Below are 16632 nucleotides of genomic sequence, written 5' to 3' on the forward strand. Positions count from 1 at the left end.
GCCGCAGCCCGGCGGCGGCGCGCTCGTCGCTCACGGTGCCACTCCGATCGTCGTCAGACCTGTGTCCTCGGGAAGCCCGAGGGCGATGTTCATGCTCTGCAGGGCGCCGCCCGCGGTGCCCTTGGCGAGATTGTCGATGGCGCAGATGACCACGATCCGTCCGGCGGCCGGGTCGTGGGCGACCTGGATCTGTACGGCGTTGGAGCCGTACACCGCGGCGGTGGCGGGCCACTGCCCCTCGGGCAGGAGGTCAACGAACGGTTCGTCCGCGAACGCCTTCTCGTACACCGCGCGCAGGGCCGCCGCGCTCACGCCCGGCTTCGCCTTCGCGCTGCACGTGGCGAGGATGCCGCGCGGCATGGGGGCGAGGGTGGGCGTGAAGGAGACGGTGACCGGCTCGCCGGCGGCGGCGCTGAGGTTCTGGATCATCTCGGGCGTGTGACGGTGCCCGCCGCCGACGCCGTACGGGGTCATGTTGCCCATGACCTCGGAGCCGAGCAGATGCGGCTTGGCCGCCTTGCCCGCCCCGGAGGTGCCGGAAGCGGCGACGATGACGGCCTCCGGTTCGGCGATCTCCGCTTCGTACGCCGGGAAGAGCGCTAGGGACACGGCGGTCGGGTAGCACCCGGGCACGGCGATCCGCTTCGACCCGGCGAGCGCGGCCCGCCCGCCCGGCAGCTCGGGCAGCCCGTAGGGCCAGGTACCGGCGTGCGGGGACCCGTAGAACTTCTCCCAGTCACCGGCGTCCTTCAGCCGGAAGTCCGCCCCCATGTCGACCACGAGCACCTCGTCCCCGAGTTGCTCGGCGACGGCGGCGGACTGCCCGTGCGGCAGCGCCAGGAAGACGACGTCGTGCCCGGCGAGGACCTCGGCGGTGGTGGGCTCCAACACCCGGTCCGCCAGGGGCCGCAGGTGCGGCTGGAGCGAGCCGAGCACCTGTCCGGCGTTGGAGTGTCCGGTGAGGGCACCGATCTCGACGCCGGGATGCGCCAGCAGGAGTCGGAGCAGCTCACCGCCGGCGTATCCGCTCGCCCCTGCCACCGCTGCGCGTACCACCATCGGAACCCTCCTTGTCGATGGCATGACTATACGCAGCGCCGCACTTTTATGCAATCAGTGGTCGGTGTCCGGGCAGCGGGGCCCGAGGGAGGAGGCTCAGGCACCGGACGTCCAGCGCGAGTTCACGCGCCGCGCGACGTGGCGCCGTGGCTGACGGTGAGGCCCTCGTTTCACGACCAGACCAGCCGTCCTTCGGCGACCTCACAGACCGGATGGCTTCCATCGGCGATCTTCGTCAACGTCTCCGCCACGCAGTCGAAACAGTGAGCCAGTGATGCGTACGCGATAGTGCGCCAGCGATGCGTACTCGCCCGTGACCGTGATCTCACCCACGAACCACCTGCCGATACGCCTGCCGGGGCCCATGCCGAGCACCGTTGCCCACCTGGGCCGGATGGCGCGGTCGTTACAGCCGGCGCCGCACCCCGCGTACCCTCTTCCCCGTGCCCGCCCCGCCCCCGCATCACGTCGCCGTCCTCGTGCTCGAGGGTGCGAAGCCGCTCGACGTCGGGATCCCCGCGCAGGTGTTCACGACCCGCGCGAGCATGCCGTACGAGGTGAGGGTGTGCGGCGCCGGATCCGGTCTCGTGACCGGTGGCGACGGCCTGTCGTACTCCGTGGCACACGGTCTGCGCACACTGGAGTGGGCCGACATCGTCTTCGTCCCCGGCTATCGGTTCCCGGACCGCGACGACCCGCCGCAGGCCGTCGTCGACGCGCTGATCGGCGCTCATGACCGGGGCGCGCGGCTCGCCGCCATCTCGACGGGCGCTTTCGCGCTCGCCGCCACGGGGCTGCTCGACGGCAAGCGGGCCACGACGCACTGGCACTACACGCGGGCTCTCGCGGCGAGGCATCCGCTCGTCCGGGTCGACGAGAACGTCCTGTTCGTCGACGAGGGCAGCGTGCTCACCTCGGCCGGTGCCGCCTCCGGCATCGACCTGTGCCTGCACATCCTGCGCGGCGACCTCGGGGTGGCCGCGTCCAACCACGCGGCCCGGCGGCTCGTCGCGGCCCCCTACCGGAGCGGCGGTCAGGCGCAGTACGTGCTGCGCAGCGTGCCCGAGCCGCTCGGCGAGCGGTTCGCCGCCACCCGGGAGTGGGCGCTGCACCGGCTTGGCGAGCCCCTCACCCTCGACACCCTCGCGCGGCAGGCGGGGGTCTCACCGCGCACGTTCTCCAGACGCTTCGTCGAGGAGACCGGCTACACACCGATGCAATGGGTGATGCGCGCCCGCATCGACGTGGCGCGCGAACTGCTGGAGCGTTCGGAGCGGAGCGTCGAGCAGATCGCCGGCGACATCGGGCTCGGCACAGGCGCGAATCTGCGGCTGCACTTCCAGCGCATCCTCGGCACCACACCGAGCGAGTACCGGCGCACCTTCACGCGCGGCGCATAGCGCGCCCGGGCCGCTGACGGTGGCGGGATCCTTTTGAACCGTGGCGATCCCGCCACTGTCAGCGGCGTCGGCCGCGAGCGAGCCTGGTGGGGAACGGAAGGGACACCACTCATGACTCGCATCGCCATCAACGGATTCGGCCGCATCGGACGCAATGTGCTGCGCGCACTGCTGGAGCGCGACAGCGCCATCGAGGTCGTCGCCGTCAACGACCTGACGGAGCCCGCCGCTCTCGCCCGGCTGCTCGCGTACGACAGCACGGCCGGCCGGCTCGGGCGCCCGGTGAGCGTCGACGGGGACACCCTCGTCGTCGACGGCCGTCGCATCACCGTGCTCGCCGAGCGCGAACCGGCGCGGCTGCCGTGGGCCGAGCTCGGCGTCGACATCGTGCTGGAGGCGACCGGCCGCTTCACGTCGGCCGCGGCCGCCCGCGCCCACCTCGACGCGGGCGCGAAGAGGGTACTCGTCAGCGCGCCGGCGGACGGCGCCGATGTCACGCTCGCGTTCGGCGTCAACACCGACGCGTACGACCCGGCGACGCACACGATCGTCTCGAACGCCTCCTGCACGACCAACGCGCTCGCGCCGCTGGCGAAGGTGCTCGACGACCTCGCCGGTATCGAGCACGCCTTCATGACGACGGTGCACGCCTACACGCAGGAGCAGAACCTGCAGGACGGCCCGCACCGCGACGCACGACGCGCCCGCGCCGCCGCCGTCAACATCGTGCCGACCACGACAGGCGCCGCCAAGGCGATCGGCCTCGTGCTGCCGAACCTCGACGGCAAGCTGTCCGGCGACTCGATCCGCGTACCGGTTCCGGTGGGGTCGATCGTCGAACTCAACACGACCGTCGCCCGCGACGTGACGCGCGAGGACGTGCTGGCGGCGTACCGCACCGCGGCGCAGGGGCCGCTCGCCGGCGTACTCGAGTACTCGGACGACGCGCTCGTATCGTCCGACATCACGGGCAATCCCGCCTCGGCGATCCTCGACTCGGCTCTCACCCGCGTCGACGGCCGCCACATCAAGGTGGTCGCCTGGTACGACAACGAGTGGGGCTTCTCGAACCGCGTGATCGACACGCTCGAACTCCTCGCCACCGGCTGACCGCGCCCCGGGCTTACGACGTGCGCTCCATGGGCAGGGCCACCGGCGGCGACGACCGTGACCAGGGCGGCGGCAAGGTCCAGACGGCGCATGGTTACCGGGAAGCGCACCGGCCACCATGACGGCAACGACCGGACCTCGGCGAGGTCACCGCTTCGCGAGCGGCGCGACCTGCTGGGCGCTGCCGCCGGGTCTGCTGGGCCGGCGGCAGCGGAACCGGTGCCCGCCGCCGTCAGCGTTCCGGCCGCGGTACCCCCGGCGGTGGCGACCTCACGAGCGTCCTCGTCACGGCTCGTATGTGCATTCCCGCCCCCGTACGGAACCGACCGCAGCGGCCGGCTGACGACGCCCCTGCGGCACGGGGGCGGCGGCCACCACCGCTGCCGGGGAAGTGACGCATTTCCGGGAATTCCCACCCCGTGACCTGCTGGGACGCCGACCGGGGGATCCGTTCGACGGGACGTCGGGACGCGGGGGACTTAAGGAGAGAGCGCGCCCGGCTCTAGCGGCCGCGCGGCTTCCCACGCTTGCCGCCCGACTGGCCGCCGGCCCTGCCTCCCTTGGGGGCGCCCGCGCGGCGGCCCGTGCCGCTCTGCTTCCCGCCGGGGGCGGGCTTGCGACCGGTGCCGGCGGCCGTGCCGGCCCTCTTGGCCTTCGCTTTCGCCTTCTCCTTCGCCGACGGCTGCGGCGGTGTGGCCGCACGGCCGCGGGTGCTGTTGACCGTGCGCCCCCGGACGATGCCGATGAACTCCTCCACCAGATCGGGGGTGGGCTCCTCCTGCGGCCACGCCAGGGCCACGCGGGACTCGGGGGCCTCCGGGACCGGCCGGTAGGTGAGGTCCTTGCGGTGGTGCAGGCGGGCCAGGGACTGCGGGACGAGGAGCACGCCCACGCCCGCCGCCACCAGCTCGATCGCGTCCGCCGTGGTGGCCGGGCGCTCGATCGCGGGGCGGCCGGGGAGCGTTTCCCAGTCGAGGAGATCGTCGAGCGGGTGCAGGACGATCTCGTCCGCCAGATCGGGGAGCGTGACCTCCTCCGCGGCCGTGGCGGCGTGGTCCTTGGGGATCACCACGACCGTCGTCTCGGTGTACAGGGGGATCGCGCTGAGCACGTCCCGGTCGACCGGGAGCCGTACGAGCCCGGCCTCCGCACCGTCGTCCGCGAGCAGTCGCGAGGCCTCGGCCGCGGGGACCTGGACGAGCTCCAGGGGGGTGCCGGGCAGCCGCTCGTGCCAGACCCTCACCCACTTGGTCGGCGTCACGCCGGGGACGTACGCGAGCCTGAAGGATGAGGGGGTGTCCGAGCCTGTCACGGATCCAGGCTACCGGCCGCCCCGCCGGTGGTCGGCCACCGGTCGGCGGTCAGTGGTCGGAGGTATGTCCTGTGGTCGATACCCTGGACCCATGACGTCGCACAAGACCGCCCAGACCATGAAGCCCGCCACCGCGGCGAAGAAGCTGGGTGTGTACCTCCAGGCCACCCCCGCCGAGTTCCAGGAGGGTGCCGTCTCGCGCACCGAGCTCAACGCCCTCCAGACCGACCCGCCCGCGTGGCTGGTCGAGCTGCGCCGCACCGGGCCGCACCCCCGTCCGGTGGTCGCGGCGAAGCTCGGCATCTCCATCGCGGGGCTCGCCCGCGGTGGGATCACCGACGCCCTCACCACCGAGCAGGTCGACGCCCTGAAGGACGAGATGCCCGAGTGGCTCGAAAAGGAGCGGGCCACCCAGGCGGAGGTCCGCAAGGAGGCCGCCCGCATCAAGGAGCGCAACGCGGAGCGCGCCGCCCGGTCGAACTGACCGCGGCCGACGGAGAGACCCGGGAAGCCCGGCCGACGCGATGCGTCGGCCGGGCTTCCTGTCTGCCGGGATACCGGGATACGGCACGCGCCGCGGTGCGGCATCCCGGGCTGCCGGGCCCGAAGGCCCCGCTTCGGTCAGAGAACGCCGGACTCGGCGATGGTGACCTTGGCGCGGGTGCGGCCGCTGGAGGAGCCGAGCGCCTCGATCTTGCGGACCAGGGCCAGGCTGTCGTCGTCGGCGACCTCACCGAAGACCACGTGCTTGCCGTCCAGCCACGGGGTGAGCACCGTGGTGATGAAGAACTGCGAGCCGTTGGTGTTCGGGCCGGCGTTGGCCATCGAGAGCAGGCCCACGCGGTCGTGCTTGAGCTTGAAGTTCTCGTCGGCGAACTTCTCGCCGTAGATGCTCTTGCCGCCGGTGCCGTCGCCGCGGGTGAAGTCCCCGCCCTGGAGCATGAAGTCGGTGATGACGCGGTGGAAGGACGAGCCGGCGTAGCCGAAGCCCTTCTCACCGGTGGCGAGCGCGCGGAAGTTCTCCGCCGTCTTGGGGACGACGTCGTCGAACAGGTTGAACGTGATCCGCCCTGCGGGCGCGTCGTCGATGGTGATGTCGAAGTAGACCTTGGTTGTCATGGTGACATCCTCACATTCCTGGCAACCACAGGCGAAACCCGGGTTGGGTCGGCGCAGTGGAACGGTGCGTCCCACCCACCACCGGGTCACCCTCGGTCGGCGCTCCGGTGGGCCCCGTAGACCGCTTCGACCAGGGCCGTCTTGCGGGGATCGTCGGCCACGCCGGAGCCCATCCGGTTCATCACGTACCCGAGGGCGATGCCCGCTTCCGGGTCGGCCAGGCCGCAGGAACCGCCCGCGCCGTCGTGGCCCATCGCCCGCGGGTTGGGTCCGTAGGAGCGGTTGCCTCCGCTCAGCCAGAGGCCGAGGGCGATCTCCGTCTCGTGGGTGAAGGCGTCGCCGAGGACCAGGTCGCGGCAGGCGCCCTGGCTCTCGCGGACACGTTCGGCGGCCTGCTCGGAGAGGATCCGGTGGCCGCCGATGGAGCCGCGTCCGGCGAGGATCCCGTAGAGCGCGGCGACCGCGCGGGCGGTGCCGTGGCCGTTGGCGGCGGGGATCTCGGCGGCGCGCCAGGCGGGCGTGTTGGCGGCGGCCCGGCCGGTGGGCGGGTTGAGCAGGGAGGCGACGGCCACCGGCTCCATCCGGGCCAGGAGGGCGGCCTGGGCGGCGCGGTCGGTGCGTTCCTGGACGAGCTCGGCGAGGCGGTGGGTCTCCTTCTCCGGGAGACCGAAGGTGAAGTCGATGCCCAGCGGGCCGGTGATCTCCTGCCGGAGGAACTCGCCGGGCCGCATCCCGCTGACCCGGCGGACCACCTCGCCGACGAGGAATCCGTACGAGATCGCGTGGTAGCCGGACCGGGTCCCCGGCTCCCACATGGGCGCGGTGGCGGCGAGCCGGGCGCAGGTCAGCTCCCAGTCGTACAGCTCGTCCAGGGTGTGCGGGGCGCCGATTCCCGCGACGCCGGAGCGGTGCGAGAGGAGGTGGCGTACGCGTACGGATTCCTTGCCGTTCGCCGCGAACTCCGGCCAGTACGTGGCCACGGGGGCGTCCAGGTCGAGGAGGCCCCGGTCGGCGAGGATGTGGGCGCAGAGCGCGGTGGGTCCCTTGCTCGTGGACCAGACGTTGACCAGGGTGTCCCGCTCCCAGGGGCGGGTGCGGGCCTCATCCGCCCAGCCGCCCCAGAGGTCCACCACGGAGATGCCGTCGGCGAGCACGGTGAGCGCCGCGCCCAGTTCGCCGCGGGCCGTGAAGTTCTCCTCGAAGGCGTCCCGGACGTCGGCGAACCGCTCATCGCAGTGACCGTGGATCTGCGGCACGTGGGCTCCTTCGGTATGTCGCGGGACCGATGCCCCCGCAACGTACCGACTGGTCGGACTGGAGGGAAGGGCGGGCCCGGCCGGAGTCGGGGTCAGCGGATGCCGGACTCCAGGCTCAGGCTCCAGCAGCCGGGCGCGCCGGCGAGCGTGATCGTGGAGAGCGGGCGGACGTCGATGTTCCAGTACGCCGTCGGCGGCACGTTCAGCGCGTAGACGAGGGCCGCGCGGACCACGGCCGGTTCGGCGACCGCGACGATGAACCCGTCGCAGGCCGGACGGGTGTCCAGCCAGCCCCCGATCCGCCCGATGAAGCCGAGGAGGGACTCCCCGCCGTGCGGGGCGCTGCCCGGGTCGGCGAGCCAGGCGTCGACGGCGGCCGGTTCGCGGGCCGCGGCCTCGGCCAGGGTCATGCCGCGCCAGCGGCCCATGTCGCAGTCGCGCAGGGCGGGCTGGGCCATCGGGGCGTAGCCGAACGCGTCGCCGGTGGCACGGCTGCGCGGGGTGGGCGAGCAGTATCGCAGTTCCGCCGCCCCTAGCGGGACCAGGGTATGGGCGACGAGCTGCACCTCGTGCCAGCCGGCCTGGTCGAGCGGCCGGTCGTCGTCGAAGCGCTCGGCCAGGCGGGGAGAGGTGCGCGCCGCCGCGACCAGGGTGACCCGATGCGTCATGGCCGGATGCGTCATGGCCGGATCGTGGTGCCGAACGCCTGTCCGGTCAAGAGGGCGTCAAGAGGCCATGACCGCCTGCGGTCATCCGCCGGACGGCGCCGGGGGCCGGAGACCGTCGTACGCCGTACGGAGCCGGCGCACGCCCTCCGCGATCTCGGCCGCTCCGGAGACCGCCGCGAAGCTCAGCCGTACGTGGCCGGCCGGGGGTTCGGCGCAGAAGTACGGGCTGCCCGGGGCGATGGCTACCGAGGCGCGCAGGGCGGCGGAGGCGACGGCCGTCTCGTCGGGGCCCGTTCCCGCCCCGGTCGCCGGGATCCGGGCCCAGAGGCTGCCGCCGCCCGCCGGCACGTGGGGCAGGGAGAACTCCGGCAGTTCGGCGCGGAGGGCGGCGGCCATCACCGTACGGCGGCTCCGCAGCTCCACCGACACCGCGGCCAGGTGGCGGCCCCACGACGGGGAGCCGACGAGTTCGAGCGCGGCCTCCTGGAGCGGCCTCGGTACGAAGAAGCTGTCGACGACCTGGATGGCTCGGAGGCGTTCGAGGACCGGGCCCCGGGCGGCCAGCGCGCCGACCCGGAGGCTGGGTGAGGCGACCTTGGTGAGCGAGCAGACGTGGACGACCACCCCGTCGGCATCGTCGGCCGCCAGCGGCGCGGGGAGCGGTCCGGCGTCCTCGTGGACGAGCCGCCGGGCGAAGTCGTCCTCGATCACGAACGCGCCGGCCCCCCGTGCGATCGCCAGGACCTCGGGCCTGCGGTTGGGGGCGAGGGTGGCTCCGGTGGGGTTCTGGAAGAGCGGCTGGGTGACGAAGACCCGGGCCCCGGTGGCGCGGAAGGCATCGGCGAGCAGCTCGGGCCGGACCCCGTCCGCGTCCATCGGGACGGGAACCGGGCGCAGCCCCGTGGCGCGGGCGACCGCGAGCATGCCGGGGTAGGTGGGCGACTCGACGAGGACCGGGGCGCCGGGCGGGGCGAGGGCGCGCAGGGCGGTGGCCAGGGCGCTCTGGCCGCCCGCGGTGATCAGGACGTCGGCGCCGGAGAGGGCCGGGCCGATCTCGCGGGCGAACCAGGACCGCAGTTCGGGAAGCCCGTCCGTGGGCGGGCGGCCCCAGGCGCCCGGGCGGCGGCCGGCCCGGGCGAGGGCGGCGGCCAGGGCCCGTTCGGGCTGGAGGGAGGCGTGGAGGTAGCCGCCGTTGAACTCGATGGTGCCGGGCGGGGGTGCGGCGAGGGTGGCCAGGACCCCGGAGGCGTCGACGGTACGGGGCACGGCCTCGGGCCCGCCGTCGCCGCTCAGTGACACCTCCTGCCAGGACGTGTCGCCGGGGGCGGGGACCCCGGCGCGGGGCTCTGCCCGGAAGGCGCCGGAGCCGGGGCGGGTGGTGACGAGCCCTTCGGCGACGAGCTGGGCGATGGCCCGGGAGACGGTGACCGGGCTGACCCGGAAACGTTCGACGAGCGCACGGCTGGACGGCAGCTTCCCACCAGGTGAGTAGCGGTTGAGTTCGGCCCGTAGGGAAGTGACCAGTTCGGCGACGCTGCTACGCTCTTGCATGAGAGCACAGGATAGCGCTACCGCATCCGGCCCGATAGCGGTCGTGGGTACGGAAACGTCCCCGCCGGACGGTACGGGCGCCCCGCACCCCACCGCGAAGATCCCCTCCCCCGCCCTGCGCGGCACCCTGCTCGCCGCGCTCGGCGTCGTGGCGTTCTCGCTCACCTTCCCCTCCACCGCCTGGGGCCTGGAGAGCTTCGGCCCCTGGTCCCTCGTCGCCCTGCGCTCCACGCTCGCCGCCCTGATCGCGGGCTGCTTCCTGCTGGCGGCCCGGGCACCGGTGCCCGCACGCCGCCACTGGGGCGGGCTCGCGGTGGTGGCGGGCGGTGTGGTGATCGGGTTCCCGCTGCTGACGACCCTCGCCCTGCAGACCTCAACCACCTCGCACGCGGCCGTCGTCGTGGGGCTGCTGCCGCTGACGACCGCGGTGCTGGGGTCGCTGCGTACCGGGGAGCGCCCCTCCCGCACGTTCTGGGTCGCGGCCCTGGCCGGTGCGGCCGTCGTCATCGGGTTCACCGTGCAGCAGAGCGGCGGCGCCCTGGCCGCGGGCGACCTGTATCTGCTCGGGGCGCTGCTGGTGTGCGCGGCCGGGTACACCGAGGGCGGCCGGCTGGCCCGGGTGATGCCGGGGTGGCAGGTGATCGGCTGGGCGCTGATCCTGTGCCTGCCGCTCGCGGTGGCGGGCAGCACGGTGGCCCTGCCGCTGGAACCGGTCCACCTCACCGCGCACGGCGTCCTCGGCCTGGTCTGGGTGGCCGCCGGATCGACCTTCTTCGGGCTGTACGTCTGGTACAAGGGCATGGCCCGGATCGGCGTGCCCCGCGCCAGCCAACTCCAGCTCGCGCAACCGCTCCTCACCCTGTCCTGGGCCTTCCTGCTGCTCGGCGAGGAGGTGCCGGCGGCGGCTCCCCTCGCGGCGGTGGCGGTGGTCGTGTGCATCGCGGCCACCCAGCGGACGGGGCTCCGGGGCCGGGGCCGGGCGGCGCCGCGTTCAGCAGGGGAAAAGGAGCCCGTACGGTCATAGACTTGGCCGTACGGACAGGCGGACCCGTCACCGTGAGGAGGTCACTCCCGATGGAGGCACACGCGGGCGACCGGCTGCTGATGCACGGCAGGACCGTGGGACAGCACGACCGGGTCGCAGAGATCATCGAAGTGCTCGGGGACGGGGGCGCCCCTCCGTACCGGCTCCGTTTCCCCGACGGCCACGAACATCTGATGTCCCCCGGCCCCGACAGCGTCGTCCAGCACATCGAGGCACCCCGGGGCCGGCTGCCGCAGTAGGAGGAACCCGGGGGCTGGGCACGAGCGGGGGCTGGGGCACGAGCGGCCCCAGCCCCCTCCTCACGCCCGCGGTCAGCGCGGCGCGCGCGCCCGGTCCTGGTAGTGGTCGGCGACCACCCGGGCCATCGCGCCGATCCGGTCCGCCGCCACATGCTTGGCGGAGAAGAAGACGTGCCCGCCGACCTCCTCATGGTCCCGGGCGAGTGTGAGGTGGCGGGAGAGCTCCGCCGGATCCTGCCATGGCGCGGGCTGGGCGGGGTCACCGGCCTTGTACAGCGCCTCCCCCACGTACAGACCCACGCCCGTTCCCCGCACCGTCCCGCTCCACCAGGCGAGGACCTTGGCGTAGTCGGCGGCGGCGAGGCCGATGTGCCAGTAGATCTGCGGGCAGATGTAGTCGATCCACCCCTTCTTGACCCACTTACGGGTGTCGGCGTGCAGGTCGTCGTAGGTCTCGACGCCGGCGCGCGTGTCGGAGCCGAGCGGATCGGTCGACGCGTTGCGCCAGACGGCGAAGGGGCTGATGCCGAACCGGACGCCCTGCCGGGTCTCCCGGATCCGCTCACCCATCTCGCGCACCAGCCGGTCCACGTTGTCGCGGCGCCAGGCGGCCTTGTCCGGGAAGCCCGCCCCGTACCGCTCGTACGTGGCGTCGTCCTTGAACGCCTCACCCGCCACCGGATACGGGTAGAAGTAGTCGTCCCAGTGCACCGCGTCGATCTCGTAGCGGCGCACGGCGTCCAGCATGGCGTCCTGGACGAAGCGGCGGACCTCCGGCAGACCCGGGTCGTAGTAGAGCTTCCCGCCGTAGGGCAGGACCCACTCGGGGTGGAGCCGGGCCGGGTGGGAGGCGGTGAGGCGAGTGGGGTCCGTGTGGTTCGCCACCCGGTACGGGTTGAACCAGGCGTGCAGCTGCAGGCCCCGGTCGTGTGCCTCCCGGACAGCGGTGGCGAGCGGGTCCCAGCCGGGGTCCTTGCCCTGGACCCCGGTGAGGCAGTCGGCCCACGGCTCGTACGGGGAGGGCCACAGGGCGTCCGCAGTGGGGCGGACCTGGAGCACCACCGCGTTGAGCCGCAGCTCGACGGCCCGGTCCAGGTGGGCGACGAGCTCCGCCTCCTGGGCCGCCGCCGTCAGGCCCTTGCGGGAAGGCCAGTCCAGGTTGGCGACCGTGGCGACCCACACCCCGCGCAGCTCACCCCGCGCGAAGCGGTCCTCGCCGCCGCCTCCTTTCCGTACCGACCGGCCCTGCTGCCAGGCGGCCGCGTCGCCGCCCGTCGTCATCGCCGCCACCAGTCCGGCCGCACCCGCCACGAGCGATCTCCGGGTCATTCCTGTACGTCGCATGCGCCACACTCGTCCCTTCACGTCGACCACCACCCCCTAGCTGTACGTAACAGGATCATGCCCGTCCGTAGCCGGATGACCCGCAGATCACGGGGGTGGGCTCGCGGAGTAACGTCGGGGGGTCGAAGCGGGCACCGGAATCACACGGGACCCTGCAATGCGGAGAACATCGAAAGGCACGAGGTGACGGACTCTATGGCCGACATTGCACGCGTCGGGGTGGTGGGCTGTGGCCAGATGGGCGCAGGTATCGCGGAGGTGTGCGCGCGCAGCGGCCTCGAAGTGAAGGTCGCCGAGACCACCGGCGAGGCGCTGGAGATCGGCCGCACCCGGCTGCACAACTCCCTCTCGAAGGCCGCCGAACGCGGCAAGATCACCGAGCAGGAGCGGGACGAGACCCTGGGCCGCCTCAGCTTCACCACCGACCTCGGGGAGTTCGCCGACCGCGACCTCGTCATCGAGGCCGTCGTGGAGAACGAGCAGGTCAAGACGGAGATCTTCCAGGTCCTGGACCAGGTGGTGACCCGGCAGGACGCGATCCTCGCCTCCAACACCTCCTCCATCCCGCTGGTGAAGCTGGCCGTCGCGACCTCGCGCCCGGACCGGGTCATCGGCATCCACTTCTTCAACCCGGCCCCCGTCCAGAAGCTGGTCGAGCTGATCCCGGCGCTGACCACGTCGGACGAGACGATTGCGCGCGCCGAGGCCGTCGTGCAGGACGTGCTGGGCAAGCACCCGATCCGCGCCCAGGACCGGTCCGGCTTCGTCGTCAACGCGCTGCTGATCCCGTATCTGCTCTCGGCGATCCGGATGTTCGAGTCGGGCATCGCGAGCCGTGAGGACATCGACAACGGCATGGAGATGGGCTGCGCCCACCCGATGGGCCCGCTGAAGCTCGCGGATCTCATCGGCCTGGACACCGTGGCCTCGGTCGCCGACTCGATGTACGCCGAGTACAAAGAGCCGCTGTACGCCGCTCCCCCGCTGCTCCAGCGCATGGTCGACGCGGGCCGGCTCGGCCGCAAGACGGGGTCGGGCTTCTACGCCTACTGACCGCCCCACCGGCGGGCCCGGCGCTCACGCGGGCGGGCCCGCCGAGACACGTTCAGCAGGAGGTCGGCGGTGGGTGCGAGGTGGACCGTGCAGGTCTGGTGGAGCGTACTGCCCGAGGCGCTGATGAGGGGTTGGCGTGGTCGGCGGCGGTGAGGGACGAGCCGGTCTCCAGCGAGCGGGGCGCACATGGAGCTAAGGAGGCTCGAGGCCACCGACCCGGGCCTTCGTCATGAAGCGGTGGAAGCAATCATGTCTGACAAGCGCACAAGACGTTGCCGACCCCTAGACACCGCTGCCGGGTACGGGACCTGTCGCGTGAGCAGGGTGGGCCCGGCCTCTGCTGGTGACCTGCGACGGTCACCAGCATGCAGGTGGTGTTGGGAGACTGTCTCAGTTTGCCGCAGAGGCAGACGTACTGTGCCAGGCCGACCTCCGGACTGCCGGAAGGCAGCGGTGTCCAGCACGTCGCGGCGAAATTACGGGACGTAAGCCACGTTTTGGTCGCAGGCAAGCCCCGTCGACCACGGGCCGAGGGCGGCCCGTTCACGCGTCTGCGGCTGTCTCTTCCCGCTGTCGCGTCCAAGCCCGGTCGGCGAGCCCTGGCTCTCCGAGGACGTCCGCGGCGGTGGATGCCAGGGCACGCGACGCTGCGAGCATCACCCGACGCGCGCGAGGACTTGCCGCCGCGGTGGCGAATTCGGTTGTGTGGTCCGCATGCTCGGGGCCCAAAATGGCCACAAAGGGGTGGATGGCAGGAACGACCGCGCTCACATCGCCGATGTCGGAGGAGCCCAGGTACACCCCCGGTGTGGGTTCTCCGAGGCCGATACCGACCTCGCGGAGGTGCTCGGCGAAGCGATCGGAGAGCACGGCGTTGTCGCGGAAGTGGTGGTAGCCGGTGGTGGTAGGCGACGTCTCCACCGCGGTGCCGGTGGCAGCAGCGGTGCCTTCCGCGCACCGGGTGAGTTCCAGCACCAGAGCGTCCAATGCAGTCGTGGTGGCCGCGCGGAGGCCGAACAGCGCCTCTGCGCGCTCCGGGACGATGTTGGTGGCCCGGCCGCCGTCCGTGATGATGCCCTGGATGTGGGATCCGGGCGGAAGCCGCCGCTGCAGCACGTTGAGCGAGCCGAACAACTGGATGAGGGAGGCGAGGGCGTCGATGCCCTCGGTCGGGTTCCCGGTGGGGTGGGCGGCGCGTCCGTGGAAGACCGTACGTACCTGGACCTGGGCGGTCAGAGGCGCTCGGACCCAGTCGTTGACGCCGGGGTGGAACATCAAAGCGGCGTCGACCTCGTCGAAGACACCGGCCGCCACCTGTGCGACTTTTCCTCCGCCGCCTTCCTCGGCCGGGGTCCCCACCGCCATGACCGTGCCGGGCAGCCGTCGGCCGGGTGTTTCGCGAAGGGCACTGTTCAGGGCGAGCGCGGCACCGAGCCCGGCTGCCGCGATCAGATTGTGGCCACAGGCATGCCCCAGTCCGGGCAGTGCGTCGTACTCCAGCAGCAGCGCGACACGGGGCCGGTTCCCGTCGCCTGCTTCAGCGACGAACGCGGTCGGCATGTCCGCCACCCCACGGGTCACGGCGAAACCTGAGCGCTCCAGCTCCCCTGACAACAACGCGGCCGCAGCGTGTTCCTCGAAGGCGAGCTCGGGCTCTCGGTGCAGGGCCAGGGCGACGTCCCAGAGCCGGGACGCTCGGGCGGTCACCTCGTGTGCGATCCGGTCGTGCAGGGCGGAGAGCACAGGCGAGCTCGGGCGCGTGGTGCGTTCTCGGGGTACGGGCACGTCCTCATTCCTCCACGGCGACGCGTACGCTCTGCACTTCGCTGTCCACCGCGTCCGGGACCACCATTCCGGCGTCAACCCCGCTGCGCAGGTAATGCAGGACTTCGTCGGAGAGCCGCTCTCCAGGGAGCGCTGCGGGGATGCCTGGCGGATACGGGGTCAACATCTCTGCACTGACGCGCCCCGCCGCCCGCCGCCACGGCACTTGCTCGGTGGGACCGAAGAAGGCGTCGCGAGGAAGCATGACCTGCTCCAGCCGCAGCTCGGCCGGACTGGGAACACGGACCTCAGGGGCGGGCCGCAGCTCTTCGGCGTGCTGGGCAAGATCCTCAAGTGCGGCGAGCAGCCGTTCCGCCGACCGCTCGTCATCTCCGTGGGAGAACTGCGCACTGATACGACGGTGATCACTCAGGTGCAGATTGATGCGGTGGTGCTGACGCAACCAGTCCGCCGCGCCGTATCCCGAGATGCGCAGGCCGGTGATGTCCACGATGACCTGGAGGGGATCCATGTCGAAGGCGCGTCCCGGCCCGCAGAAATCCGCCCGGCCGTGCACGTGCATACCGTCGATCGACGCGATGCGCGACCGTACGTCCGCGACCAGGGACAGGGCGTCGTCGTACAAGGCACGTCCGTGCTCCACCATCTGCCGCCGCCAGCCGTCCAGAGCGGCATAGATGAGGCTGGAAGGGCTCGTCGTTCCGAGCAGGTCCTCGCGGGCGCTGAGCACGTGCGGGTCGACCAGGTCACCTTGCAGGTGGAACACGGAGCTCTGCTCCAGCCCCGAGCCCATCTTGTGCACGGAGGTGACGCAAACGTCCGCACCTGCGTCCATACCCCATGTCGGCAGATCGGGGTGGAACGGCAGGTGCGCGCCCCACGCTTCGTCGGCGATCAGCGGTTTGCCGTGCTCGTGACAGGCAGCTGCGATGGCTGTGAGATCGGAGCAGGTGCCGTACGGGGTGGGGCTGGTGACCAAGGCGCCTTTGGCCTCAGGATGCTCTCGGAACGCGGTCCTGAAGGACTCGCTGGCCGGCGGGTGCGCGAGATGCAGTTCGGGATCCCACTGGGGATCGACCCAGATAGGACGCACCCCGGAAAGGATGAGCCCCGAAACGACGGACTTGTGCGCATCCCGCCCCACGATCAGCGTCTCGTGCGGGCCCGCGACGGAGAGCATGGCGGCCTTGACCGAGAGCGAACTGCCGCACGTGGAAAAGAAGGTGTGATCGGCGTCCACGGCGTCCGCCATCAGAGCCTGCGCCTCAGCAAGGACACCGTGCGACGACGTCCGGTCATCAAGTCCGCTCACCGCGAGGACATCGGACAGGAAGACCGCATCGCCCAGCACAGCTCTCACTCGCGGGTCGGCGCCCCTCCCCTGCTTGTGCCCAGGAGGAGTGAAAGAGGTCTGGTGCTCGGCGTGATAGGCCGCGAGCGCTTCGAGCACCGGTGCCTTCGAATGGTCCATGAAAGGCCGCTGCCCCTCCAATGGTGACGAAAACAGAAGAGCACGAACCTTTACCCGTCCAGCCCGCTGTTCACCCGCCAGGTGGGTGAACGCGTAGCCCAGCATTCTTGCCCGCGGACGCCATATGCTCGTGGATCCCCTGATCAGGCGGATCGCCCAACTCGGAGACATGGCGATGAGGTGGAGGCACTTCTCCCCCGCGACTGCGCGCCGCGCCGAA

At 71.9% G+C, this 16632-nt stretch carries 15 protein-coding genes; 6 read left to right on the forward strand and 9 right to left on the reverse strand.

Annotated elements, in window-relative coordinates; genetic code table 11:
- Nucleotides 1–30: 30 nt before the first annotated feature.
- Entirely contained in the window at nucleotides 31–1059 is a 1029-nt protein-coding gene (gene argC / locus ABZ154_RS02300) for an N-acetyl-gamma-glutamyl-phosphate reductase (protein WP_356828233.1), read from the reverse strand.
- A gap of 443 nt (nucleotides 1060–1502) precedes the next feature.
- Between argC and ABZ154_RS02305 the strand changes: the two genes are divergently transcribed.
- Together ABZ154_RS02305 and gap are read left to right on the forward strand one after the other, a co-directional pair.
- Nucleotides 1503–2459 carry a helix-turn-helix domain-containing protein gene (locus ABZ154_RS02305; protein ID WP_356828235.1) on the forward strand — a complete coding sequence of 319 codons (957 nt, stop codon included), beginning with the start codon at nucleotides 1503–1505 and terminating at the stop codon, nucleotides 2457–2459.
- Nucleotides 2460–2570: 111 nt separating this feature from the next.
- Complete coding sequence (gap, locus tag ABZ154_RS02310) at nucleotides 2571–3569, forward strand: type I glyceraldehyde-3-phosphate dehydrogenase (RefSeq protein ID WP_356828237.1); 999 nt, start codon at nucleotides 2571–2573, stop codon at nucleotides 3567–3569.
- 502 nt (nucleotides 3570–4071) lie between these two features.
- Here gap and ABZ154_RS02315 read toward each other — a convergent pair.
- A complete protein-coding gene (locus ABZ154_RS02315; protein WP_356828239.1) occupies nucleotides 4072–4881 on the reverse strand; it encodes a LysR family transcriptional regulator substrate-binding protein in 810 nt (269 codons plus the stop codon).
- Between the two features lie 91 nt (nucleotides 4882–4972).
- On the opposite strand from ABZ154_RS02315, the gene ABZ154_RS02320 reads away from it, so the two are divergent.
- Nucleotides 4973–5365 carry a DUF5997 family protein gene (locus ABZ154_RS02320; RefSeq protein ID WP_356828241.1) on the forward strand — a complete coding sequence of 131 codons (393 nt, stop codon included), beginning with the start codon at nucleotides 4973–4975 and terminating at the stop codon, nucleotides 5363–5365.
- Between the two features lie 137 nt (nucleotides 5366–5502).
- Here ABZ154_RS02320 and ABZ154_RS02325 read toward each other — a convergent pair whose 3' ends face one another.
- From ABZ154_RS02325 to ABZ154_RS02340, 4 genes are all read right to left on the reverse strand, one after another.
- A complete protein-coding gene (locus tag ABZ154_RS02325; RefSeq protein ID WP_356828243.1) occupies nucleotides 5503–6000 on the reverse strand; it encodes a peptidylprolyl isomerase in 498 nt (165 codons plus the stop codon).
- An 86-nt stretch (nucleotides 6001–6086) separates the two neighbouring features.
- Nucleotides 6087–7256 (reverse strand): serine hydrolase domain-containing protein, encoded by a 1170-nt coding sequence (locus tag ABZ154_RS02330; RefSeq protein WP_356828245.1) that lies wholly within the window; start codon nucleotides 7254–7256, stop codon nucleotides 6087–6089.
- Nucleotides 7257–7348: 92 nt separating this feature from the next.
- Nucleotides 7349–7924, reverse strand: coding sequence for a histidine phosphatase family protein (locus ABZ154_RS02335; RefSeq protein ID WP_356828499.1), 576 nt, complete (start codon nucleotides 7922–7924; stop codon nucleotides 7349–7351).
- 81 nt (nucleotides 7925–8005) lie between these two features.
- The gene (locus tag ABZ154_RS02340; RefSeq protein ID WP_356828247.1) at nucleotides 8006–9475 is read right to left on the reverse strand and encodes a PLP-dependent aminotransferase family protein; all 1470 of its coding nucleotides are present in this window, start codon (nucleotides 9473–9475) and stop codon (nucleotides 8006–8008) included.
- Between ABZ154_RS02340 and ABZ154_RS02345 the strand changes: the two genes are divergently transcribed.
- Together ABZ154_RS02345 and ABZ154_RS02350 are read left to right on the forward strand one after the other, a co-directional pair.
- Nucleotides 9474–10499, forward strand: a complete 1026-nt coding sequence (locus ABZ154_RS02345) for a DMT family transporter (RefSeq protein ID WP_356828249.1) — start codon at nucleotides 9474–9476, stop codon at nucleotides 10497–10499. The two genes, ABZ154_RS02340 and ABZ154_RS02345, sit on opposite strands and share 2 nt — an antisense overlap.
- A 50-nt stretch (nucleotides 10500–10549) precedes the next feature.
- A complete protein-coding gene (locus ABZ154_RS02350; protein ID WP_356828251.1) occupies nucleotides 10550–10759 on the forward strand; it encodes a DUF1918 domain-containing protein in 210 nt (69 codons plus the stop codon).
- Nucleotides 10760–10831: 72 nt separating this feature from the next.
- Here ABZ154_RS02350 and ABZ154_RS02355 read toward each other — a convergent pair whose 3' ends face one another.
- Complete coding sequence (locus ABZ154_RS02355) at nucleotides 10832–12103, reverse strand: family 10 glycosylhydrolase (protein WP_356828253.1); 1272 nt, start codon at nucleotides 12101–12103, stop codon at nucleotides 10832–10834.
- Nucleotides 12104–12298: 195 nt separating this feature from the next.
- On the opposite strand from ABZ154_RS02355, the gene ABZ154_RS02360 reads away from it, so the two are divergent.
- Nucleotides 12299–13156, forward strand: a complete 858-nt coding sequence (locus ABZ154_RS02360) for a 3-hydroxybutyryl-CoA dehydrogenase (RefSeq protein WP_356828255.1) — start codon at nucleotides 12299–12301, stop codon at nucleotides 13154–13156.
- Nucleotides 13157–13699: 543 nt separating this feature from the next.
- On the opposite strand, the gene ABZ154_RS02365 is transcribed toward ABZ154_RS02360, so the two are convergent.
- Both ABZ154_RS02365 and ABZ154_RS02370 read right to left on the reverse strand, forming a co-directional pair.
- A complete protein-coding gene (locus ABZ154_RS02365; protein ID WP_356828500.1) occupies nucleotides 13700–14899 on the reverse strand; it encodes an amidohydrolase in 1200 nt (399 codons plus the stop codon).
- Nucleotides 14900–14945: 46 nt separating this feature from the next.
- Entirely contained in the window at nucleotides 14946–16412 is a 1467-nt protein-coding gene (locus ABZ154_RS02370; RefSeq protein WP_356828257.1) for an ornithine decarboxylase, read from the reverse strand.
- Nucleotides 16413–16632 lie beyond the last annotated feature (220 nt).

The sequence above is a fragment of the Streptomyces sp. NPDC006261 genome (genome assembly GCF_040613515.1).
GTDB lineage: Bacteria > Actinomycetota > Actinomycetes > Streptomycetales > Streptomycetaceae > Streptomyces.